Genomic DNA, 24,231 nt, shown 5'->3' with positions numbered 1-24,231 from the left:
TATTAATGAAAAAAGGAAGCTATTAAGCTTCCTTTTTTTATTTACCGTTAAATGAATTCATGGTATTGTTAATACCTGCTGTACCAAATGATTTGACTATTTCAGCAGATTTTTCTAATCGTTCAGGAAGTTTTTTGTTCTCTTCTTCTTCCCATTCACCTAAAACATAATCAACTTGTCTTCCTTTTGAAAAAGCATCACTTATTCCAAATCTAAACCTATTGTATTTTGAGGTGTTTAATTTGTCTTGTGTGTCTTTTAAACCATTATGACCTCCATCACTTCCTTTGGTTTTTATTCTTAGACTACCAAATGGCAAATTTAAATCATCAGTAATTACTAGTAGGTTTTCTAAAGGAACCTTTTCTTTAGTTAACCAATATAATATAGCTTTTCCGCTAAGGTTCATATATGTACTTGGTTTAAGTAATATAAAGGTTCGACCTTTAAATCTAAAGGTTGCTACGTCTCCTAGTTTTTGTGTTTCAAAGGTGATGTCTTCCTTTTTAGCTAAAAAATCTAAAATTTTAAAGCCTATGTTGTGACGTGTGTTCTCATATTTTTCGCCAATATTACCTAAGCCAACAATTAAAAATTTTTTCATGGGATCTTGTGTTTCAGTAGTATTTGATGAGTTATTGTTTTTTAAGAATTTAATAAGCCATTCAAACATAATAAGTGTTTTTTGTAAAAATAAAAAAGCATCCTGAATTAACAGGACGCTTTTATAAAATTATGGTAATATGATTATTACTTAACAGCAGCTACATCATCTGTTTCTGTTGCTGGTACATCTTCATCTTCATCATCTTCGTCAACTGTAATAGCAGCTCTAGAACGTCTTACTAAACATACTACAGTGTTATCAGGATGCATGAATTTGTATCCTTCAGTTTCTAAAGCTGTAATGTAAAGCTTGTTTCCAATTTTAAGATCTGTAATGTCAGCATCGATAAAATCTGGTAAGTTTCCTGGAATAGCTTTAACTCTTAAGCTACGTCTGTTTTTACGTAAAACACCACCACTTTTAACACCACGAGAATTTCCTGTAAAATTAAGAGGAATATCCATTGTGATTTCTTTATCTGGGAATGTTTGGTAAAAATCTACGTGTAAGATTTTGTCTGTAACTGGGTGAAATTGGATGTCTTGTAAGATAGCATCAAATTTTTCTCCACTTTCTAACTCAATAACAACTGTATGCGCATTTGGAGTGTATACAAGTTTAGAGAAAGCTAATTCTGGTGCAGAGAAATGCACTTGGTTGTCTCCTCCGTATAATACGCAAGGAACCTGACCAGCATTACGTAAGGCTTTAGTTACCTTTTTACCCACGCTTTCTCTTTTAGATCCGTTGATTGTAATTGATTTCATTTTTATTTATATTTATTTATTAATATACTTGATTGTAAGCTTTAAGTTACATTAAAAATTTAGAGCTTATTGATTTATTAAAGTGTACATTTTGCATAACTTCAGCAAATAAATCGGCACAACTTAATACTTTTATTTTTTTACTTTCTTGTTTTAAAGGAATTGAATCTGTAACAATTAATTCTTCTAGTTTAGAATTTTCTAGACGCTCATAAGCATTACCTGATAAAATTGGGTGTGTACATATTGCTCTTACGCTTAAAGCACCACGTTCCATCATTAAATCTGCTGCTTTTGTTAAAGTTCCTGCAGTATCGACCATGTCATCTACTAGCACAACATTTTTACCTGTAACGTCTCCAATTAATTCCATATGCGAAATGACATTGGCTTTAGCACGTTGCTTATAACATATAACAACATCACTTTGTAATGCTTTAGAGTAAGCATATGCACGTTTCGATCCTCCCATATCTGGAGAAGCAATGGTTAAATTATCAAGGTTTAACTCTTTTAAGTATGGTAAAAATATAGTTGAAGCAAATAAGTGATCAACAGGTTTTTCAAAAAACCCTTGAATTTGATCAGCGTGTAAGTCCATTGTTATAATTCTAGTGGCTCCTGCTGTTTCTAACATTTTAGCAACTAATTTAGCAGCAATTGGTACTCTAGGCTTATCTTTTCTGTCTTGTCTAGCCCAACCAAAATAAGGTAATACAGCTGTTATGTGTCTTGCAGACGCACGTTTTGCTGCATCAATCATTAATAACATTTCCATTAAATTTTCAGAACTTGGATTTGTAGATCCAATAATAAAAATTCTAGAACCTCTTATAGATTCTTCGTAAGAGGGTTGGAACTCTCCATCACTATAGGTTGAGGTAATAACTTTACCTAATTCAGATCCATAAGCAGCAGCAATTTTCTCTGCTAAAGCTTTACTTTGCGTAATCGAAAATATTTTAGCTTCAGGCTTTGTGTTGGGCATTGTTAAAATGTTGTTATGTAGCTTTTTAGGCTACGTGATTTTTTATGAGGTGCAAATTTACTATAATTTTTGAGCTTTAAAAGATATTAGATGTTATTTTTAGATGATTTATCTAAAATATATTTACTTTTGCAAACGTAATTGCTCAAATGGCGGAATTGGTAGACGCGCTGGATTCAAAATCCAGTTCTTTCGGGAGTGTGGGTTCGATTCCCACTTTGAGTACTAAGCTCTAAAACAGTAATGTTTTAGAGCTTTTTTTATTTTGAAGAATCTCTGATTACAATATCAGTTTCTACAGTTTCTGAAGTTGTTGTTTTAATTTTGTTTTCTAACTTGTTAATTAATAGTGTGACAGATTTTTCACCTATAATCTCTCCGTGTTGACTAACAGTACTTAATCTTGGGTTAGAATGTCTTGCTAAAATTCCGTTAGAAAAAGCAATTACAGATAGGTCTTCAGGTATTTTGATACCTTTGTCTTTGGCTACTCGTAAAGCTGCAATTGCTACGGACTCGTTTGAGGCTATAATTGCATCAAAAGATTGATCAAATAATGGCTTTACGATGGCTTCATGTTTTTTGTAATACATTTCATGAGTAGTAATTATAATGCTATCGTCTTTATTTAGATTATTGTTTTTTAGGCCTGCTAAATACCCATCATATCTTAGTTTCCCAACGCTTAAATCCATGTTGGCTGCTGCAAAAGCAATTTTTTTGCAACCTTTATTTTTTAAATAATTTACAGCATTTACTGAAGCCATAAAATCATTGGTGATGACCTTATCACAGTCAATATCTTCAACAACACGATCAAACATTACTAAAGGAATCTCTTTAGCAATACTTGATTTAAAGTGGTTGTATTCTTTTTTTGCTTCTGTTTCTTCTGCTACAGATAAAATAAACCCATCAACAACTCCAGAGGATAACATTTCAATAGTTTCAATTTCTTTTTGAAGAGAATCGTTTGAAATGCAAGTAATAATTTTATACCCTTTTTTTGTAGCTGTCTTTTCAATACCTTTTAAAACTTGCGCAAAATAATAGTTAAGCATGTTTGGTATTATTACACCAATGGTTTTTGTGCGTTGGTTTTTTAAACTTAAGGCATTAAAGTTTGGTGTGTAGTTTATTTCTTTAGCATATGCTTTTATTTCTTCAGAAGTAGTTTTGCTAATTTCGGGACTGTCGTTTAAAGCTTTTGATACAGTTGATATTGAAACGTCAAAATGATTAGCTATATCTTTTAATGTGGTTTTTTTCATAACAATACTTGTAATTTAGCATCAAACAACTTTCGTTTTTTGAAACAATATTTGTGGCAAATTTACCAAACTATCATTATATATAATAGTTTTTTGAGTATTCCTTTTTTTTGCAATGTATTTCGTTTACAATTTTGGTTAGCATTTTTGTTTTTATGTATATTTACAACAACCCTAAAACTGATTTTTTATGTTCCAAGAATTTTGGATAAACGTACAATATGGTATGAACCATGTATTAGATATTAACGCTTATGACCATGTTTTATTTTTAATAGTATTAGCTGTTCCGTATTTGTTTAAAGACTGGCAGCGTGTACTTTGGTTGGTAACAATGTTTACCGTTGGACACTCTATATCATTAGTGTTGGCTAGTTACGGAAAGGTAAAAGTAGACGCTAATTTAATCGAGTTTTTGATTCCTGTGACCATTATGATTGTTGCAATTTATAATGTGTTTACAGCAGGTAAAACTGCAAAAAGTCAGAAAATTGGTCTTTTATTTGTTTCTACTTTGTTTTTTGGACTTGTTCATGGTTTTGGATTTGCTAGAGAATTTAGAATGAGCTTAGATAAAGGAGATAGTAAGTTTTTAAGATTAATTGAATTTGCTTTAGGTATTGAAATTGCCCAAGTTATTATTGTTTTTATTATCTTATTTTTAGGTTATATTTTTCAAACTGTATTTAGGTTTTCTAAACGTGATTGGATTATGGTAATTTCTGCAATTGTTATTGGTTTAGTAATACCAATGTTGTTAAATAGTCCATTTTTAGGCTAGTTTTCATTAAAGTTTTCATAAATCTTAAGATTAAGAATTGTAATTAAAATATGAAGCGAGTATCTTCGTTAGTATTGTTAAGTATCTATTGATGCTTATTATTTCTATTTAATTAATTATGCCACAAGACAAACAACTTAAATACGATAAAGCTTACTTAAGGATTGCTACAGAATGGGGAAAACTATCGTATTGTAAACGAAAACAAGTAGGTGCATTAATTGTTAAAGACAGAATGATAATTTCTGATGGTTATAATGGTACACCTAGTGGATTTGAAAATTTTTGCGAAGATGATGAAGGTTACACTAAATGGTATGTTTTACATGCTGAGGCTAATGCCATTTTAAAAGTAGCTTCATCCACTCAATCTTGTAAAGGAGCCACATTATATATTACCATGTCGCCTTGTAAAGAATGTAGTAAGTTAATACATCAAGCAGGAATAATACGTGTGGTGTATAATCAAGGTTACAAAGATGATTCTGGCTTAAAGTTTTTAGAAAAAGCAGGAATCGATATTCAATTAATTGAAGAATTAGAAGATTAATGTCAAAAAGCAAAATTTTATTTCCGTTTATACTTGGTGCAGCAATTGCAGCTGGCATTTTTATTGGTGGAAAATTAGATTTTGCTGATACGTCTGACAGGTTGTTTTCTTCTAACAGTAAAAAGGATAAGCTTAATAGACTTATTGATTATATTGATTATGAATATGTGGAAGACGTTAATACAGACAGTATTGTTGACGTTACGGTTAATGGTATTTTAAATAATCTAGATCCACATTCGGTTTACATTCCTAAAGAAAACATGCAAGAAGTTGCCGACAACATGAAAGGAAACTTTGTTGGTATAGGTATTAATTTTTACACTTTTAAAGATACTATAACAGTTATAAAAACTGTAGAAAATGGTCCAAGTGCTAAAGTAGGAATCAAAGGAGGTGACAGGATTGTATCTGCAAACGGAGAGTCACTTTTAGGTGGAGGTTACAATAATGATACTTTAGTTGATAAATTAAGAGGCGAACGTTATTCTAAATTAAAGCTTAAAGTATTTAGGAAAGGAAGTCCAGAGTTATTGACTTTTAATGTTACCAGAGACGTTGTGCCAATCAAAAGTATTGATGCTTCTTATATGTTAACCAATAATTTAGGATATATTAAAGTTAACCGTTTTGCCGAAAGTACTTACCAAGAGTTTAAAACAGCTTTAGATAAATTAAAACAACTAGGAGCAACCAGTTTAGCTCTAGATTTAAGAGGTAATCCTGGAGGTTTTTTAGAAATAGCAGTAGCAATTGTAGACGAGTTTTTAGAGGATGATAAACTTATTGTTTATACAAGAAATAAAAAAGGAAAAGAAGACCGCAGTTATGCAACTACAAAAGGTGATTTTGAAAAAGGTCACGTTTATGTCATGATTGATGAAAACTCGGCTTCTGCTTCCGAGATTATTGCAGGTGCATTACAAGACAATGATAAAGGTACCATAGTAGGAAGACGATCTTACGGAAAAGGTTTAGTCCAAAGAGAAATGAATTTGGGTGATGGTAGTGCTGTAAGATTAACGGTTTCTAAATATTATACACCAACAGGTCGATCTATTCAACGCTCTTATGAAAACGGAAACCGAGATTATTATGATGATTATGCTGATAGATTAAATAGAGGTGAATTGTTAGATGAAAATAAAATTGAAGTAGCAGACTCATTAAAGTTCACAACACCTAAAGGTAAAGTTGTGTATGGTGGAGGAGGAATTATTCCTGATGTTTTTGTGCCTTATGATACACAAATGCAAAACGAAACCTTAACATTTCTAGAAAGAAGAGGCTTTTTAGATAATTTTGTTTTTGAAGAATTAGAAAAAGATAGAAATAAGTTTAATGATATTTCTAGACAAGAGTTTTTTGAAAACTTTACAGTAACAGATAGTGTTATAAAGTCTTTAGAAGATTTTTTAAAGCTAAAAACACGATCTAATATCGTATTTGTAGCTTATAAAAACGAAGTTAAACATTATTTAAAAGCAACACTTGCTGAACAATTATATGGATATGGAGCTTATTATAAGATACTAAATAAGCATGATATTATGATTGATAAAGTAATATCGTTAAGCCAAGTTCAGAGCAATTAATTTAGCTATGTGTCTTATCGTGTACTTTGGTATGCTTACCGTTATTCCATAGTGTTAAAATATCTGTTGCGACATGTGCACCACTTCCTGACGCAATAGCAAACTGACTTCTCCAACCAGCTAACGTACCAGCTACATATAAGTTATCCTTAATTAAATGATCTGTGTTTTTTAACCAGATGCGGTCTTTTTCAATAGCAGATTTTGGATGTGGTTTAATATAGTTTTCCAAACCTGTAATGTTTAATAAGTTTGTATAGCCAACAGCTATAACTACACGTTGTGCAGTATATGCTTTTTTGTTTGTTGTAACTTGATAATGTTGTTCAACTTCAGCTATAGCTTCAACTTTTTCTTTATCAATTTGTACAACTTCAGGATATAAATGGGTTAATTGTTGTTTGCCATATTCTAAAATATCTTTACCTAAAGTCCCTGGAGTCAATCCTAAAACATTATTAAATAAAGCATTTTGTAGGTGAGAAGTCTTTTGGTGTGTAATAATACCAACGGTTTTGTTTTTAGCAAAAGGTTTGCTTAATCCAGAGCCCAAAACTAAAGCGCAAGACAATCCTGCAGCTCCACCACCAATAATTAAAGTGTCAAAATCCATTACAACCTTGATTTAGCTTCAATTTTTTTAGAAATTCGTAAAATCTGTAATAATGCTATTGCGCATAATGATGCTAAGATCGTGATTAAAGCTACAATACTTTCGTTTGAAAATAAAGCAGAAAAGTCAATCTTAGTAGAATTATAAATAATTAAAGCTATTGCTAAAACAGTAACGATATAGGTAAAGATTTTCATTGTAATAAATGTTTGTGCAAAAATACAAAATTAGGCTAACAGTATCTTGATATTATCAGTAAACAACTTAACTGCTATTGCTAATAATATTACCCCAAATACTTTTCTAATAATACTAATTCCGTTTTGTCCAATAAAGCGCTCAATACGTCTTGATGTTTTTAGTACAATATATATGACAATAACATTTAATATAACAGCAATTATAATGTTTTTAATATCATATTCAGCTCTTAAAGCTAATAAGGTTGTTAAACTACCTGGACCAGCAATTAAAGGGAATGCTAACGGAAAAACAGACGCTGTAATTGGGTTAGTGTCCTCTTCTTTATATAAGGTAATCCCTAAAATCATTTCTAAAGCAATAAAAAATAGTATAAAAGAACCTGCTACTGCAAAAGAACTAACATTAATACCTATAAGATTTAAGATGCTTTTTCCTAAAAATAAAAAAGCAATTAATATCACTCCAGCAATAATTGCTGCTTTTTCACTTTGTATATGACCTACTTTTTTACGTAAATCAATAATAATCGGGATGTTTCCAACAATATCTATTACAGCAAAAAGCACCATAAAAACAGTAAATATTTCTTTAAAATTGATAGCCATAGTTAGTATAAATTAAAGGTTCTTAATTTTTGGTAAAAGTAGTTTTATTCATCTAAAAAATAATAATATATAAAATTACTTTTTGGTTTTAATCGAAACAACTTTTTACTTTAGTAAGATAATTTATATTTGCTAAAAAATAAAACTTTATGTTTCAATTAGGTAAAACCATTGTTTCAGAGGAGATAATAGAAAAAGATTTTGTGTGTAATCTGTCTGCCTGTAAAGGTGCTTGTTGTATTGATGGTGATGCAGGTGCACCAATTAGTAAAGAAGAAGCGCAAATTATGAAGGAGATTTATCCTAAAGTAAAACCTTATTTGCGTAAAGAAGGTATAGAGGCAATTGAAGCTCAAGGCACCACTATTGTGACTCCTTTTGGAGATATTGAAACGCCTTTAATAAATGGTGCAGATTGTGCCTATGTGATTTTTGATAAGAAAAAAACAGCGCTTTGTGGTATTGAGGAAGCGTATAATCAAGGTGATGTAGATTGGAAAAAGCCAATTTCTTGTCATTTATATCCAATTAGAACAAAAGATTACTCTGAATTTTCTGCAGTAAATTATGATAAATGGGATATTTGTGATGATGCTTGTTCTTTAGGAAAAGAATTACAAGTACCAGTTTATAAGTTTGTAAAAGAAGCTTTAATTAGAAAATTTGGTGAAGATTGGTACTCTGAATTAGAAAAAGTAGCAGATAAAATGACAAAATAATCGATGAAATAACACTTAGAAATTTCAGGTAGAATTTTTTAACTAAATAGATAAAATTAAAACGCTTTTTTTTAACAGAAAAAGCGTTTTTTTTGACGTTAAAATTTAATTTTTTTTAAACTTTTATCATTTTTTTTGCTTAAAAAAAATAAGAATGAAATTTCTTGTTAAAATTTATCTTTAAGGCTCTTGTTTATTAAAAAAATGAGTATTATTTATAGTAAATTGTAAGCTTAAATACTATCATTTTTTTTCTTTTTTTCTAAATAAAAAAATGCTTAAAAAAGACTTTAAAATAAAGCGCTGACGCTTAATTTAGTAGCTTGTTTTTAGCTTTTTTTAAGTTAAAAAATCGCTGCAAATCAATTAGTTGTGCGGTTTTTTGTCAGAGTCCCCTAAAACAAAGGGATTACAAGCTTTGTTAAAAACTTGTTGACAACGTTTACAGAATCCCCTTTCATTTTAGAGGCTAAATGTCAATCTTTGCTCAAGGCAAAAACAAAATAGATTTTCAGTATTTTTTTTGAAAATAAAAAGTAAGGATAAATCCATTTTTTTTTAATAATACGCCCTTTTTTTATTCCCTCAAAAGGAAAATATAACACGTTTTTACAGATTTATTATTGTCGTTTTTAGAATGAGTTTTCATTCCGGAAAAATGACCAGCTATTTAACTAAAAGATTATGGAGATTACTCAGATTATTAAACGAGATTATGAAACAAGTCCCTTTGTTTTAAATAAAATTTCTAACGCTATTGAAAAAGCAATGCTTTCTGTTGGAAATGGATCAAAAGCAGATGCAAATACTATTTCTGGAAATGTATTACAAGCTTTATTAGACAGAAAAGAAAAAGATTATAGATACGTACCTACCGTTGAGCAAGTACAAGATCTTGTGGAAGAAAAATTAATGGGAAGCCAATTTCATGATGTAGCAAAAGCATACATATTATACAGAGATGAGCAAACTAGAAATAGAAAAACAAACATCTTTGAAAAGCGTATTAACTTAAAACCTTACGAGTATCCAGCACTTAATGACTATGTAGATGCTATTAGACACTCTTATTGGATTCATTCTGAATTTAACTTTACTAGTGATATTCAGGATTTTAAAACCAGGTTAACAGTTGTAGAGCAAAATGCGATAAAAAACACAATGTTAGCTATATCGCAAATTGAAGTTGCAGTAAAGAATTTTTGGGGAGAAATTTATAACAAAATGCCAAAACCAGAAATTGGATCTGTAGGAGCAACCTTTGCAGAGAGTGAAGTGCGTCACCAAGATGCTTACTCTCATTTATTAGAAATTTTAGGTCTTAATAACGAGTTTAAAAACATTAAGAAAAAACCAGTAATAATGCGTCGTGTGCATTATTTGGAAACAGCATTAAAAAATTCTAAAAGCGAAGACAATAAAGAGTATGCAGAATCTGTTTTATTATTCTCATTGTTTATAGAGCATGTGTCTTTATTTTCTCAGTTTTTAATAATTATGGCTTTTAATAAGCATAAAAATATGCTTAAAGGAGTATCTAATGTAGTTGAGGCGACTTCTAAAGAAGAACAAATACACGGAGATTTTGGTATTGATATTATCAAAATTATTAAAGAAGAAAACCCTACATGGTTTGATGATGCGCATGCAAAACAAGTACAAGATCTATGTAAAGAAGCTTTTGCTTCTGAAAGCGATATTATTGACTGGATTTTTGAAGCAGGAGAATTAGATTTCTTACCAAAAGATGTGATTAACGAGTTTATTAAAAACCGTTTCAATAATTCTTTAGAAAGTATTGGTATAGGAAAAGTATTTGAAGTTAATGAAGCATTAATTGCACAAACCGAATGGTTTGATGACGAAATAATTGGAACAAAACACGGAGATTTCTTTGTTAAGCGTTCAATTAACTACAGTAAAAGAACAAAAAGTATAACTAGCGACGATTTATTTTAATATGAGTAATCAAACAAAACAGAACAGTGAGGCAAATGTAAGCCCAGAAGCTACAGCTTCAAATTATGATCAATTAATTAACGCTAGAAAAGAGGCCAGAAAAGAAGCCCATAAAGAAGAACCAGAAATTAAATGGTTAACAGAAAACAGTCGCAAATTTTTAGCGTCAGGTTACTTAACAGAAGGAACTTCTCCAGAACAAAGAATTAGAGAAATAGCAGAACGCGCTGAGTCTATCTTAAAAATTGATGGATTTGCAGATAAGTTTTACGGATACATGGCTGAAGGATATTACTCTTTAGCATCTCCAGTATGGTCAAATTTTGGTAAGAGAAGAGGATTGCCAATTAGTTGTTTTGGATCTCATATAGATGATGATATGGGTGATATTTTATATACACAATCTGAGGTTGGTATGATGTCAAAACTAGGAGGTGGTACTTCTGGTTACTTTGGTAAGTTACGTCATCGTGGTGCTCCTGTTAAAAATAACGGAGAGTCTTCTGGTGCTGTGCATATCATGCAGTTATTTGAAAAAATGGTTGATGTTGTAAGTCAGGGATCGGTTAGAAGAGGACGTTTTTCGCCTTATTTACCAATAGAGCATGAAGATATACATGAGTTTTTAGAAATAGGAACTGAAGGTAATCCAATACAAGAATTGACGCATGGTGTTACTGTTGGTAACCAATGGATGCAAGAAATGATTGATGGAGATACAGATAAAAGAGCCATTTGGGCAAAAGTATTACAGCGTAGAGGAGAGATAGGGTATCCTTATATTTTCTTTAAAGATAATGCTAATAACACTTCACCAGATGTGTATCAAGATAAAAATCATGAAATCTATGCCAGTAACTTGTGTTCAGAAATCATGTTGCCAACAAACGACAGATGGTCTTTTGTATGTGTATTATCATCAATAAACTTATTGCATTATGATAAGTGGAAAGATACTGATGCAGTAGAGACAATGGTATACTTTTTAGACGCTGTTTTAGAAGAGTTTATTACTAAGTTAGAAGATTATAGAGATTCGCCTAGTAGAGACGATAGACAGACGTTTATGTTTATGGAAAAAGCATACAACTTTGCTAAAGAAAACAGAGCTTTAGGTCTAGGTGCTTTAGGATGGCATAGTTTATTACAATCAAAAATGATGTCTTTTGATAGTCAAGAAGCTTTCAATTTAAATAGTGAGATTTTTAAAACTATTGGTGAAAAGTCTAAAAAAGCATCAGAAGAATTAGCTAAGTTATTTGGTGAGCCAGAAGTGTTAAAAGGATACGGTAGACGTAATACTACACTAAATGCTGTAGCACCAACAACATCATCTGCATTTATTTTAGGGCAAGTGTCACAAGGTATTGAGCCAATTTGGTCTAATAGTTATGTAAAAGACATTGCTAAAATAAAGACAACTATTAAAAACCCGTTTTTAGTAGAATTGTTAGAAGAAAAAGGGATGAATAACGTAGAGACTTGGAAAAGCATACGTGATTTTGATGGATCTGTACAGCATTTAGATGGTTTGACAGAGCATGAAAAAGAAGTGTTTAAAACTTATTCTGAAATTGATCAAATGACAATCATTTATCAAGCAGCAAATAGACAAAATCATATAGACCAAGGTCAGTCTTTAAATATTATGGTGCATCCAGATATGCCTGTAAAAGAGATTAATAATATATATGTTACAGCATGGAAATTAGGAGTTAAGTCATTGTACTACCAACACAGTATGAATGCAGCTCAAAAATTTAAACAGAAAAAGGAATGCGCAAGTTGTGAAGGTTAGTATATAATTAGTTAACTTTCACCAGAAATAATGACAAGGTTGCTAGGGCTTGTCAAATTATAGTGTTATAATATTAAAAGGCATCCAGAAATGGATGCTTTTTTTATTTAAAAACTATAATATTATAGTATATTACTACTCCTTAACTAATCAATAATGGAAGAAGCACCAAAAATTATAACCAATGCATTAGAGTGTAAACATTGTGACACACCTCATGATGAAGCCTCCCTTTTTTGTCATGAATGTGGTTATCCTTTAAAAGGAACAGAAGAAGATGTTGCTAAATTTTATGCAAAGCGTGTCATGGATAAAAGAAAATCTAAGGACGCCGAAAAAAAGATTAAGTCTGCTAGAACAACACTTTATGTGATAGCCGGAATTATAATGGTTTTTGGTTTCTTTATATTTTTAAGTAGTAAAGATGTTACCGCTTTAATTATTAATATTATTGTAGGTGTTATTTATATTGTTTTAGGGACTTGGTCTAAATATAAACCTTTAATAGCTTTACTTTTAGGCTTATTATTGTATCTTACCATTATTGTAATAACAGCTATTGCAGAGCCAAAGACCTTAGTGTCTGGTATTATTTGGAAAATTGTAATAATAGCTTATTTAGCTAAAGGAATTCACTCGGCATCTTCTGTTAATAAATTAGCCTAATGGATATAAACTGTAAGCACTGTAATAATTTATTAGAGCAAGAAGTCAAGTTTTGCTCGCAATGTGGGCAGTCTGTTGTAAAAACAGTAACCAATACTAAAATAAAAAATGTAAATATTATTATTAGTTTTTACATTGCTATGCTAGTGTTTATGGTAATAGTATATTTTATCGATCTTAATTTTCCTTTTAATTTAGAAGCCGACTTAATAGTAGAAACCGGTTTTGCTTGTATCGTGTTAGGTTTTGCTTCATTAGATTTTAAACCAGTATTACTTCTCTATAATATTAAACAATTAAACCTTAAGCTTATTGGCTTTGCTGCGCTTACGCCAATAATTACTAGCTTTTTTGTTTACTTTTTTATAGAATATGCTAATTATTTGTTTTCAGATGTTGAAGCAGCAAATTATTACGAATCTTACCAATACCTTGATTATCCATTATTTTGGTCCATATTGTTTATTGCTATTTTACCGCCAATTATAGAAGAGTTAGCTTTTAGAGGTGTTTTGTTTAATCAGTTGTTAAAAGTTACCAATCAAAAACTGACAATAATTGCAACAGCTTTTCTGTTTGCATTGATTCATTTTTCAATATTTTCTTTTTTGTGGATTTTTCCTTTTGGTTTACTGTTGGGTTATTTAAGGTATAAATACAATACGCTTTGGTTAGGTATTATAATTCATTTTCTACATAATTTTATAATTCTTATGTTGGATTATTATAGTTTTTATTCGTTTTAAAACAAAAAAAAGCATCCATTTCTGGATGCTCTTAATAGTGTTATAAATGGGTTTTATTTAGATGCCATTAAAGCAAAAAACTTATCGATGTTAGGTAAGATAACAATACGTGTACGTCTATTTCTAGAGCGTCCATCTTTAGAATCATTTTCTGTTAATGGTTGATAGCTACTTCTACCAGATGCAATTAATTTTTCTGGAGCTACTCCAAAGTCTTTTTGAAGCTTTCTAACCACAGATGTTGCACGAAGTACACTTAGGTCCCAATTATCTGCAATCTTGTCTGTACTGATTGTTCTTGAGTCTGTGTGACCTTCAATCATTACATCAATACTTGGTTCAGAATTAATAACGTCCGCTAATTTTTTTAAAATCTTATCTGCTTTATTACTTATTCTGTAGCTTCCGCTGTTAAATAACATTTTGTCAGAGATAGAAATCATAACAACCGTTTGGTCAATATTAATTGCGATATCATCACTTTCATCTAAATCTGTAGTGTCTACAAATTGCTTTAAGTTAAGTGATAAGGCTAGGTTCATAGAATCTTCCAAAGTAGTGTAATATTTCATTACTTCAGGATTAACGTCACTTAACGTTTTACGCATTTCTATTTTTGCTTTTTCAGAAACTACAGCTTTATTACCAACTGCATCAAATTTTGTTTGATTTTCTTCTGTAAGTACACCAACTTCTTCAGTTAGATTATTTATTTTAGAATTATACTCGGTAACTCTGGCTTCAATTTTAGCGAATTTAGCTTCCAAATCTTCTTTCTCAACTTGAGTTTTTTGTAGTTGACTAGCAATTTCTCCGTTTTTTTCTTCTAATGCAACGTATTTCTTTTTAGAAACACATGAGCTTAATAATACTAAAGCGATTAGTGCTATGGATGTTTTTTTCATAAATACTTAAAATTTTTAGTTATAGTATCTACGCAGAAAAAGTACTTTTAGATGTTTTATGTTAATTAATTTAGATTATCTGTTGCTAAATACTTGTCATCCTTATTGTAATACCATGTTCTGATTTTAGGTATTTTTATTCCGTTTACGGTTTTAATATCATTAAGTATAATGTATTCTCCTGTATTTGTATCCACTTGGCCTATACTATCTGTTTTATAAAACTGATACATTTCCATAGCATATGTTTTAGGATTAAAATAAAAATACCATACATCTTTACCGACTTCAGCATTATAATTTACCTGTAGTTGCAAATAGGTTTTACCTTTAAAGTTTACAGTTTTTGCTTCAGGACTTATTATTGTGCCTTTGTCTTTTAGCTTCATCGGTAAACCATATAAATACGTATAGTAGTTTTTATACAGCGTCGCACGATCACAACTTAGATTATTACTTTTTAATTGTTTGGTTGTTAATTTTTTATTTCCGTTTAGACTTATAGTACAGGAGTCTTTTATGATGGTATATTGTGTTGTAACCGTATCTTTTTTTGCTGTAACAGAAAAATATTCTTTAGGAAGATTTATTACAATTTGGCTATTTCTAGCGTTGCTTTCAGGCATAGTCATAGTAATATTTAAGGTGTCATTAAATGTAGACCAATGACCTTGTGGATCATGATATTGTATTGTTTTATCAAGCAATTGAGGACCTGATATTTGTTGTGCAATTGTAATTGATGTTGATGTTAAAATGAATGCTAGTATGTAAAATGATTTCATGATAATGCTTGTGTTTGATACTAATGTATAAAAAAACCATCAGTTTAACTGATGGTTTTAGTGTTTTGTAACTTGTTAAGGATTTATTCTGACTCGTCAATTATTGATGCTGGCGGAACAGAACTATCATGTGCGTTATGATATTCTTCTAATAAATTCATTGTAGCACTAAGTAAGTCTTTAGTTTCGGATAATAGACTAAAGTAAAGTGTTGTGTTTTTTGGACTAGATTCTTCAGTTCTAGTTCGTTCCACTTGCTTTTGTATTTTAGACGTTACAAGTCCTATAATCTCATTCTTTTTTGTTAGTAGTCTACCAATATCCTCAAAAGATCTTGTGTCAAAAATGACATGAGTATTTTCAAACAGACGCTCAAAACGCTCGTCAATTTCTTTTAATTCTTTAATTTGACTAAACTTTAGTTTTTTGTGGTTGTTATGTACATGTTTATGACTGACTTTAGAAATGTATTCTAAAGATTGTGTCATGTCTTGTAAATAGCTTAAAATATTTATGTAAAAATTACTAGCACTTAAACTAGACTCGTCTAAATTTTTAATAAAGTAAAAAATGTTATCACGTAAATCATCAACTTCACTTGATAATTTGGTGATTTGTTTTTTGTTTTTCTTTAATAAATCTAAATCTTGTTTTGCTAATCCATTAATTGCATTTGTATAAACTTTATTACCACGTCTTATTACATTAGCAATATTTTGAGCGCTTTCTTGAATTACACCTTGTACAGAACTGCTTTCTGCCTTTATTAAACTATCTTCTTCTTTATTTTTTTTGTTTTTCTTGTTGTGTGAAACATAATTTCTAATTAACAAACCAAAGGCAACAAGTAGTAATATTGGTGTCATTAACCTAACGTTTAGACTTAATAAGTAAGCAATAAGTCCAGCAGCAACAAAAGCTATTAAAGCAGTAAAAAACCATCCTCCAATAACATTTATAACTCCAGCAACACGATACACTGCGCTTTCTGCTCCCCAAGCTCTATCGGCTAAAGATGTACCCATTGCAACCATAAAAGTTACATATGTGGTAGATAATGGTAGTCCCATTGATGTTGCTATAGATATTAATACAGCAGCAACCATTAGGTTAACAGCAGCTCTGACTAAATCAAAAGCAGGTTTTTCATCTTCTTTATATACTATGGTTTCAGCTGGTTGTTCAAACTGTTTGTCAATTTTTTTCTGCCATTTTTCAGGTATAATGTAGCTACTCATTTCTGATGCTGCTACAGCTAGACGTACAAATCCACGAGATAAAAAGTTAGGTTCAAAACGTTCTTTGGTGTCACTTTGACTAGATAAATCTAATGAGGTCTTCACAACGTCCTTTGCTTTACTAGAAAACCATAAAGTAACAACCATAATCATACCTGCTATAAATAATAGTAAGGTAGGTGTCTCTACTGCTTTTGATAAAAATGCCATAGATAATTGGTTGGCAGGAATACCTTGTGCAGCGTATTCTTGAAATGCTTGCCAAGCAGCAATTGGTACTCCAACAAAATTAACCAAGTCATTACCAGCAAAAGCTAATGCTAATGCAAACGTACCTACTAAAATGATTATTTTGTAAATATTAGTTTTTAAAGCAGTCATAATTAAAAATGAAACAGCTGTCCAGAGTATTAAACTAATGCTAACAATTTTAAAAACATGAGCTTCTAGATAGTCTTTAATCTTTAAACCGTCAGTAAAATCAAATTGTTGATTTGCATATGGTGTTCCTTTTATTCCTTTTATAAAAATGAAATATGTTATTGATGTCAATGCAATACCACCAAAAAGTGCACCAACCCAATTAGCTTTATCTTGAAAGTCGTAAGACATTAATACTCTTGTAAACCATTGTACTATTGCACCAATTGAAAAGGCTATAGCGACCGAGAGTAGGATACCAACAACAATATCTGTTGCTGTAGACGTATTTATGTATTGGATAACTTCTGAAGAAGAACCGCCTTCGCTCCATATTTTTAATAACGAAACAGCTACCGCAGCACCAAGTAATTCAAAAACTATTGAAACAGTAGTTGATGTTGGCATTCCAACCGTATTAAAAAAGTCTAATAATAATATGTCAGTTATCATAACTGCCATAAAAATTATCATAATCTCACTGAACATAAATTGTTCAGGATTAAAAATCCCTTTTCTAGCAACTTCCATTAATCCGCTAGAAAATATTGCTCCAAGCGCCACACCAATACTAGCGACTAACATTATGGTTTTAAACGAAATAGCTTTGGATCCAATAGCGGAGTTTAAAAAGTTTACCGCATCATTGCTAACACCAACAACTAAATCTGCAATAGCTAAAATAGCTAACGCAATAATCATAAATAGATAAATGTTTTCCATTGAAAAAAATGTAATATTCGAGCACAAATTTCTTGTTTTAAATCGAACGCAATGTTAATTTAATGTTATGTTCTAATCATAAAAAATCCTAATATTTCTTATTAAATTCCTATTTATATACTTAATAGCATTATTATGTTACTATAAATGACTTGAAGGTTTTGAATTAAAAAATTGAAAATCAAGTATTTGCATTTCTAATGTTAATTTAATGTTACGTAATTGTTTGTATATTGTAAAATAAATGCTATCTTTGTTATGTAATCATTAATACCCAAACGAATATGAAAAAGATATTTTTAGCATTAGCTTTATTATTTACAGCTTTTGTATCAGCACAGGACACTAACAATCCAATTATAGAGAAAAAAGGAAATTTACTTGAAGCTACTTTTTTTCATGACAATGGTCAAGTTGCACAGACAGGATTTTATACAAAGGACAACAAATTAGAAGGAGTTTGGACTAAGTATGATGTTGAAGGTAATAAGTTGGCAGTTGGAAGTTATAAAGAAGGCGTAAAGGTTGGAAAGTGGTTTTTCTGGTCAGACAATAACTTAAGCGAAGTAGATTATTCTAATAATACAATCGCTAATGTCAATAACTGGGAATTGAAATCTACTATTGCTGATAGATAATAGTAGATCTATTAATACAAAAAAAAGCCTCACTGTTAAAGTAAGGCTTTTTTTTGTATTAATATATAGGGATTAGTTTGTTGTCCAACCAGCTCCCCAAGTTGCATAATCTGTTCCAGTAGCGTTGTTTTCTCCTGTGAAAAAGTCAGCGTCTGTAAAATTAACTGTTGTATCATTTTTAACTTTAACTGTCACATCTACAAATGTTACATCTGCAACTTGAAGGTCGTCACTTACAACTCCATTTCCAGTATCTAAATCATCTAAATCAAAACCTTCACCATATCCAGTTATCATGACATTACTAAATAAACCTTGCGTACCAGCACGTAATCTAATTGCTTCAGATGAGTTGGCTGATCCTTCTCCAATAATAGAAACGTTATTAACTGTAGGTTTTGAGAATATTCCTGTTGCATTACTGAAATCAGTGTTGTAACCATCTGCTTCAATTGCTTTATCGTCTGTTGCTCTGTTAGATATATATACGTTTTCTAATGTTCCTGAAAAACCTTCAGTCCAATCAACAGAATCATCTTCAGCATTAATTACTGATAAGTAGCTAGCGTTTACTGTACCTCCAAAAAACTCTATACCATCATCTTTTCCAGCAAAAGCTTGAATATAATTTATTGATGTTCCATTTCCTACACCGTAAAATGAGAATCCGTTATTTTCTGAAGAACCATCAGCAGCTCCTCCAGAGTACTCTACACGAACATAGCTTAAAGATCCAGAATTGTCATCAGAGATGTTACCTCCGTAAGGTAAGCTTGCAATTTCAGAAGTTGCAGTGTTAGTACCTGTCACAGAATTGATAGGTGCTTTACCTAATAAGATAAGACCTCCCCAATCACCAGCAGCAGGATTTGATGCGTCAGAAGTTAATACTATTGGACAATCAGCAGTACCATTAGCTATGATTTTAGCTCCTTGTGATATTGCTATGTATACATCAGCACCAGAAGCTAAAGCTCTAATTGTCATACATGGTGGTATTGTTAAAGTTGTTCCACTAGTCATTATTAATGGCCCGTTAAGTACATATGTATTGTTAGCATCTAATGTTAAATCAGCAATGTATGTGCCTGATAAATAAATTGTTTCTGGATCTGTTTCTTCACCACCTGAATTATTATTTGTTACGCTATTGTCATTTATTACAATGTCAGAAGTGTCATCTGTAGAGCAAGAGAATACCATAGATACTAATGCTAAGCCTAAGATTATTTGTTTTTTCATTTTTTTAATTTTTAGTTGTAATTTTAATTGTGTTAAGTATGTTAAAATTTATATTTTAATTGTAGTCCTAAATTCATTCCTCTCTTATAATCAGTTACCCCTTTCCCATTAGCTGATACTACTAGGATTTCTCCTAGGTTTTGATCATCTCTAACGTATTGAATAGTTGGGTTTAAAAGGTTTTTTGCACTAAAGTTTATTTCAAAATTGTCTTTTATTTTATTTTTCCAAATGAAGTCTAAAGTTGGAACACTTTTTTCTATAATATTTCCAAGGTCTCCAGAACCAAGAGCATCTATTCGATCAGAGAAATAAGAAAACACTAAGTTTGCTACAGGTTTATAGTTTTCAAACGTTGGAGAATAGCTTATGTCTGCGTTTAAGATTAAAGGAGAAGCTCCTTGAAGTTCATCTTCTGTTTTATTAAATGCTAAATCAAAAGTACCATCGATGTTGTTGTATAAATCTTGTTTGGTATTCATGTATGTAGCATTAATCCCAAACGATAGGTTTGTGTTTTCATTTTCGTCTACCAATAAATTTTTTCTCAATTCTACTTCTACACCATATACTGTTGCTTTGTCTCCTGTTCTAACATAGCGCTGTGTTCCAGTTGCATCTCCAACAACTACCAAGTTTATTGGGTCATCTATTTGTTTGGTAAAAGCACCTAAAGAAAATATTTCACTTTTACTAAAAAACCATTCGTATTTTAAGTCAATATTTAAAATATTTGAATATCCAAGAACATCTGGATTTCCACCAATACGAGAAGATACATCCTCATATACAAATGGAGCTATTTCTTTAAACTCTGGAGTAGAAACGGTTTTACTTGCTGATAATCTTAGGTTTTGTTCTTCAGATAAACTGTATTTAATGTTTATGCTAGGTAAAACAAATGTTTCAGAAGAGGTTTTAATATCAATTCCATTATTACCTAGGTTTATAACGTTATAATCAATACTTTGTTCAAAACTTTCAAGTCTTACACCTGGAACAAATAACCATTTTTCTCCTGCTTTAATCTGTGCATCTACATAACCAGCATATACTTTAAGCTTTCCATTGTATGTGTTTTCAAATAAACCAGGTCTGTTAGTATTAGATAATGTAGGGTAGGGCTTTAATACTTTAATTTCATATATACCATTAGAGTTGGTGTTAAGGTTTAAGTTGTCAAGGTTAAATACAGCATTTAAATTATTTATATTTGTTATTTCATAGCCTCCATCAACTATATCATAACCATATCTAATATTATTAAATTGTCTTGTTTTATAACGTCCATTATATCCAAAATTAAATTTTAGGTTATCATTTATCTCATATGCTAGATTGATTCTACCATTATATTCATCATCTTCAATCTTTTGAAAGTAACGTTGGTTGTCAAAAACTACATTGCTGTAAAAGGTTGGATTAGTTGTAGGGTCATTGTCAAGTGCGTAATCATAATTTTCTACACTAAAACGCTTTCTATCTGGTTGGTCAGAAAATACTTTATTGTAACCAAATCCCCAATCTAATTCAAAATTATCAGATTTATGGTTACCCATCAATTGATTAACAAATATCTTTGTTTGGTCAAATTGAATATTTTTTTGATAAAAACCTTTATCGGTATTTAATATAGCATCTCTGTTTCTTCCTTGTCCATCAATACCATATTGTCCAACTTCGTCAGACGAACTATTTATGAAAACCGAATTGTAACTTAGGTTATTATCGGAGTTAATTTTGAAGTTAGTATTTAGCATTGCTGTTGAAGTTGTAGAATACTCGAATTCTTCTGCTGTTTCAAAAGATTTTTTTTCAACTGTCGAAAAATCTACAGTTTTCCCTTTTCTATATTCATAATTGTTTTCAAATCCAGCTGTTGCAAATAAGCTCAATCTTGAACCGTTTTCAAAATTGAAAGAAGTGCCTGCTGTTGCTCCATAAGCTACATTGATTGGAGTATCAACTGTTACTGGATCTACACCATGAGAAAGAATTATAGCAAATGGATTGTGTTCGTTTCTTCCATAAAAACCAAAGTAACCCGTTCCTTCACTTCGTACAAAATTTTTGTCTATTGCATTAGTATTAAACCCTGTTCCAGAATAAGCTTCAACAAATGCACCTCCCTTATGCTCTTTAGATGTTATGTTTACATTTCCTGCAGCAAAATCACTATAATACTGAGAAGCATAGGCTTTGCTTATTGATACGTTTTGGATGACATCTGAAGAGAATAAGTTTAGATCTATGTTTTTCTTATTTACATCATTAGATGGTAGTGATAACCCATTCATTGATGTATTTAAATATCTGTCACCAAGACCTCTCACATAAACGTTGCTTGATCCTTCTTGTTTAGAAACACCAGAAATTTTTGAAACTGCACCTGCAGCATCACTGACCCCTTTTCTAGCTAATTCTTCTGCACCAATACTCTGTTTAATTTCTACTGCTTTTTTCTGTTCTAAAAGTAAAGCTGTTTCGCTTTCACGTTTTGTAGTAACAGTTTCAAGGACTACTTCCTCTAAAGATGCAGCACTTGCTCCCATTGCTATGTTTATTGTTGTGTTTTTTCCAGCTTGAACAGTCGCTGGAATTATTTCTGTTTGATAGCCAACAAAACTAAATTCAATATTATAGGTTCCTGGCTCTAGATCCGAGAAACTATATTGTCCGCTGTTATCTGATGTAGTACCTATCGTTGTGCCTTTAATTAATATGTTGGCATAAGCTAAGGGTTCATTGTTAAACTCTTTGTCTGTCAAAGTTCCAGAAATTGAACCGCTTTGAGAGTAAGAAACGATGCTAAATAAAGCAAAAAGTAATGATGTTATATTTTTCATTTTGACTATTAAATTCTTGTGGCAAAGAAACTTCTAAACTGTAAAGTCTATGTTAACTAGAAATTAACTGTTAATCACTAAAAGGTTAGATTAATGTTATGAGATATTTGTGTTTTTAGGTTTTGAAAACATTTAGTTAACATTAAAATATGTGCAAGAATTTATTGCATTTACTTATCTTGCCATATAAAATAAATGATATGAATTGGGAACAGCTGCTATCCTTGAAGCGTTTTGGAGATACTAATAAAAGATTAAGAAAAGAACAAGACGAAACACGTTTAGGTTTTGAGGTAGATTATGATCGTATAATCTTTTCTTCAGAGTTTAGAAGTCTTCAAGATAAAACACAGGTAATACCCTTGTCTAAGACAGACTTTGTACATACACGATTGACGCATAGTTTAGAGGTTAGTGTTGTTGGACGATCTTTAGGACGTAGTGTGGGTCAAAAAATATTAGCTAAATACCCACATTTACAAACTGTTCATGGTTATCAACCTAATGACTTTGGTGCTATTGTAGCAGCAGCAGCTTTAGCACATGATATTGGTAATCCTCCATTTGGGCATTCTGGAGAGAAAGCTATTGGTGAGTATTTTATATCTGGAGAAGGACAAAAGTATAAAGAAGATTTATCTAAAAAAGAGTATCAAGATTTATGTGATTTTGAAGGTAATGCCAATGGTTTTAAAATTGTCACACAAAGTAGAGCTGGTCGCGAAGGTGGTTTGCGTCTAAGTTATGCAACTTTAGGTGCTTTTACAAAATATCCAAAAGAATCCTTACCTAAAAAACCAACAAAGCATATTGCTGATAAAAAATATGGTTTTTTTCAATCTGAAAAAGAAGCATTTATTGATGTAGCAAATGAACTAGGTATGTCTAGTAGAGGTGATGGTAATTCAGTAAGCTATTCTAGACATCCATTAGCTTTTTTAGTTGAAGCTGCAGATGATATATGTTATACAATAATTGATTTTGAAGACGGAATTAATTTAGGGTTAATAGAAGAAGAATACGCTTTAGAGTATTTGATTAATCTGGTTAGAGACACTATTAATACTAACAAATATCATCAATTGACTAATACCAAGGATAGAATTAGTTATTTAAGAGCTTTAGCTATTAATACTTTAATAAATGAAGCTGTTAGTATATTTATGGATAATGAAGAAGCTATATTAAAAGGAGAATTTAATATAGGTTTGTTAGATAAAAGTAAATACGAAGCACAAATCAACGATATAATCAAAGTTAGTGTTCAGAAAGTTTATCAATCTAAAGAAGTTGTTGATAAAGAAATTTCTGGTTATCAAGTCTTAAATACGCTTTTGCATACTTACTCTAAAGCTGTAAACAATAATTATTTAGTACTTAGTTCTAATTATGATGCTTTAATTTTAAAAGGTTTGCCAAAAGTCTTAGATTTTAATAATGATAGCCTGTATCACAGGCTATTAAATGTTTGTCATTACGTTTCTTTAATGACGGATAGTCAAGCTATTTTAGAATACAAAAAAGTTAGAGGATTTAATTTATAGTGTTTTTTTAAGCTTTGTTTT

General features: G+C 30.8%; 22 protein-coding genes and 1 tRNA gene. 11 read left to right on the top strand and 12 right to left on the bottom strand.

What is annotated here, in order from left to right; translation table 11 throughout:
- Nucleotides 1–37: 37 nt before the first annotated feature.
- The 3 genes from pth to ITB9_RS09750 form a co-directional block, all read right to left on the bottom strand.
- The gene (gene pth / locus ITB9_RS09760) at nt 38–604 is read right to left on the bottom strand and encodes an aminoacyl-tRNA hydrolase (protein ID WP_261975599.1); all 567 of its coding nucleotides are present in this window, start codon (nt 602–604) and stop codon (nt 38–40) included.
- 146 nt (nt 605–750) lie between these two features.
- The gene (locus ITB9_RS09755; RefSeq protein WP_028289714.1) at nt 751–1,374 is read right to left on the bottom strand and encodes a 50S ribosomal protein L25/general stress protein Ctc; all 624 of its coding nucleotides are present in this window, start codon (nt 1,372–1,374) and stop codon (nt 751–753) included.
- A 46-nt stretch (nt 1,375–1,420) separates the two neighbouring features.
- On the bottom strand, nt 1,421–2,362 hold the full coding sequence (locus ITB9_RS09750; RefSeq protein WP_054852078.1) for a ribose-phosphate pyrophosphokinase: 942 nt from the start codon (nt 2,360–2,362) through the stop codon (nt 1,421–1,423).
- A gap of 143 nt (nt 2,363–2,505) precedes the next feature.
- Between ITB9_RS09750 and ITB9_RS09745 the strand changes: the two genes are divergently transcribed.
- Nucleotides 2,506–2,587 (top strand) — tRNA-Leu (locus tag ITB9_RS09745).
- Between the two features lie 35 nt (nt 2,588–2,622).
- Here ITB9_RS09745 and ITB9_RS09740 read toward each other — a convergent pair.
- Entirely contained in the window at nt 2,623–3,633 is a 1,011-nt protein-coding gene (locus tag ITB9_RS09740) for a LacI family DNA-binding transcriptional regulator (RefSeq protein WP_054852077.1), read from the bottom strand.
- Between the two features lie 190 nt (nt 3,634–3,823).
- On the opposite strand from ITB9_RS09740, the gene ITB9_RS09735 reads away from it, so the two are divergent.
- The 3 genes from ITB9_RS09735 to ITB9_RS09725 all read left to right on the top strand — a co-directional run bounded on the left by ITB9_RS09735 (nt 3,824) and on the right by ITB9_RS09725 (nt 6,559).
- A complete protein-coding gene (locus ITB9_RS09735; RefSeq protein ID WP_028289717.1) occupies nt 3,824–4,414 on the top strand; it encodes a HupE/UreJ family protein in 591 nt (196 codons plus the stop codon).
- A gap of 118 nt (nt 4,415–4,532) precedes the next feature.
- The gene (locus tag ITB9_RS09730) at nt 4,533–4,964 is read left to right on the top strand and encodes a dCMP deaminase family protein (RefSeq protein WP_028289718.1); all 432 of its coding nucleotides are present in this window, start codon (nt 4,533–4,535) and stop codon (nt 4,962–4,964) included.
- Nucleotides 4,964–6,559: a S41 family peptidase gene (locus tag ITB9_RS09725; protein ID WP_054852076.1), complete on the top strand. Its 1,596-nt coding sequence runs from the start codon at nt 4,964–4,966 to the stop codon at nt 6,557–6,559. Before ITB9_RS09730 ends, ITB9_RS09725 begins: the two co-directional genes overlap by 1 nt.
- Before the next feature lies 1 nt (nt 6,560).
- On the opposite strand, the gene ITB9_RS09720 is transcribed toward ITB9_RS09725, so the two are convergent.
- From ITB9_RS09720 to ITB9_RS09710, 3 genes are read right to left on the bottom strand one after another with little or no spacing between them, the layout of a single operon-like run.
- A complete protein-coding gene (locus tag ITB9_RS09720; RefSeq protein WP_054852075.1) occupies nt 6,561–7,172 on the bottom strand; it encodes an FAD-dependent oxidoreductase in 612 nt (203 codons plus the stop codon).
- Nucleotides 7,172–7,369 (bottom strand): hypothetical protein, encoded by a 198-nt coding sequence (locus tag ITB9_RS09715; protein WP_054852074.1) that lies wholly within the window; start codon nt 7,367–7,369, stop codon nt 7,172–7,174. Before ITB9_RS09715 ends, ITB9_RS09720 begins: the two co-directional genes overlap by 1 nt.
- Before the next feature lie 30 nt (nt 7,370–7,399).
- Nucleotides 7,400–7,981, bottom strand: coding sequence for a MarC family protein (locus ITB9_RS09710; protein ID WP_028289722.1), 582 nt, complete (start codon nt 7,979–7,981; stop codon nt 7,400–7,402).
- Between the two features lie 149 nt (nt 7,982–8,130).
- Here ITB9_RS09710 and ITB9_RS09705 point away from each other — a divergent pair, with 149 nt between their 5' ends.
- The 5 genes from ITB9_RS09705 (at nt 8,131) to ITB9_RS09685 (ending at nt 13,869) form a co-directional block, all read left to right on the top strand.
- Nucleotides 8,131–8,700, top strand: a complete 570-nt coding sequence (locus ITB9_RS09705) for a DUF3109 family protein (RefSeq protein WP_028289723.1) — start codon at nt 8,131–8,133, stop codon at nt 8,698–8,700.
- 684 nt (nt 8,701–9,384) lie between these two features.
- Entirely contained in the window at nt 9,385–10,659 is a 1,275-nt protein-coding gene (locus tag ITB9_RS09700) for a ribonucleotide-diphosphate reductase subunit beta (protein ID WP_028289724.1), read from the top strand.
- A gap of 1 nt (nt 10,660) precedes the next feature.
- Entirely contained in the window at nt 10,661–12,457 is a 1,797-nt protein-coding gene (locus ITB9_RS09695) for a ribonucleoside-diphosphate reductase subunit alpha (RefSeq protein WP_028607514.1), read from the top strand.
- A gap of 156 nt (nt 12,458–12,613) precedes the next feature.
- A complete protein-coding gene (locus ITB9_RS09690) occupies nt 12,614–13,123 on the top strand; it encodes a zinc ribbon domain-containing protein (RefSeq protein WP_054852073.1) in 510 nt (169 codons plus the stop codon).
- Nucleotides 13,123–13,869, top strand: a complete 747-nt coding sequence (locus tag ITB9_RS09685) for a CPBP family intramembrane glutamic endopeptidase (protein WP_054852072.1) — start codon at nt 13,123–13,125, stop codon at nt 13,867–13,869. The genes ITB9_RS09690 and ITB9_RS09685 overlap by 1 nt, the downstream gene beginning before the upstream one ends.
- 53 nt (nt 13,870–13,922) lie before the next feature.
- Here ITB9_RS09685 and ITB9_RS09680 read toward each other — a convergent pair whose 3' ends face one another.
- The 3 genes from ITB9_RS09680 to ITB9_RS09670 form a co-directional block, all read right to left on the bottom strand.
- Nucleotides 13,923–14,774 carry an OmpA family protein gene (locus ITB9_RS09680; RefSeq protein WP_054852071.1) on the bottom strand — a complete coding sequence of 284 codons (852 nt, stop codon included), beginning with the start codon at nt 14,772–14,774 and terminating at the stop codon, nt 13,923–13,925.
- A gap of 65 nt (nt 14,775–14,839) precedes the next feature.
- Nucleotides 14,840–15,559: a DUF6503 family protein gene (locus ITB9_RS09675; protein ID WP_054852070.1), complete on the bottom strand. Its 720-nt coding sequence runs from the start codon at nt 15,557–15,559 to the stop codon at nt 14,840–14,842.
- Between the two features lie 83 nt (nt 15,560–15,642).
- Complete coding sequence (locus tag ITB9_RS09670; protein ID WP_028607510.1) at nt 15,643–17,940, bottom strand: inorganic phosphate transporter; 2,298 nt, start codon at nt 17,938–17,940, stop codon at nt 15,643–15,645.
- 284 nt (nt 17,941–18,224) lie between these two features.
- Between ITB9_RS09670 and ITB9_RS09665 the strand changes: the two genes are divergently transcribed.
- The gene (locus ITB9_RS09665; protein WP_028607509.1) at nt 18,225–18,578 is read left to right on the top strand and encodes a toxin-antitoxin system YwqK family antitoxin; all 354 of its coding nucleotides are present in this window, start codon (nt 18,225–18,227) and stop codon (nt 18,576–18,578) included.
- 72 nt (nt 18,579–18,650) lie between these two features.
- On the opposite strand, the gene ITB9_RS09660 is transcribed toward ITB9_RS09665, so the two are convergent.
- Together ITB9_RS09660 and ITB9_RS09655 are read right to left on the bottom strand one after the other, a co-directional pair.
- Entirely contained in the window at nt 18,651–19,820 is a 1,170-nt protein-coding gene (locus ITB9_RS09660) for a hypothetical protein (RefSeq protein ID WP_054852069.1), read from the bottom strand.
- 41 nt (nt 19,821–19,861) lie between these two features.
- On the bottom strand, nt 19,862–22,666 hold the full coding sequence (locus ITB9_RS09655) for a TonB-dependent receptor (protein ID WP_028607508.1): 2,805 nt from the start codon (nt 22,664–22,666) through the stop codon (nt 19,862–19,864).
- Between the two features lie 200 nt (nt 22,667–22,866).
- Here ITB9_RS09655 and dgt point away from each other — a divergent pair, with 200 nt between their 5' ends.
- The gene (gene dgt, locus ITB9_RS09650; protein ID WP_054852068.1) at nt 22,867–24,210 is read left to right on the top strand and encodes a dGTP triphosphohydrolase; all 1,344 of its coding nucleotides are present in this window, start codon (nt 22,867–22,869) and stop codon (nt 24,208–24,210) included.
- Nucleotides 24,211–24,231 lie beyond the last annotated feature (21 nt).

The sequence above is a fragment of the Olleya sp. ITB9 genome (genome assembly GCF_001315805.1).
Taxonomy (GTDB): domain Bacteria; phylum Bacteroidota; class Bacteroidia; order Flavobacteriales; family Flavobacteriaceae; genus Olleya; species Olleya sediminilitoris.
Note: the sequence above shows the minus strand (reverse complement) of the source record. Positions and strands in the feature narration are given on the sequence as shown.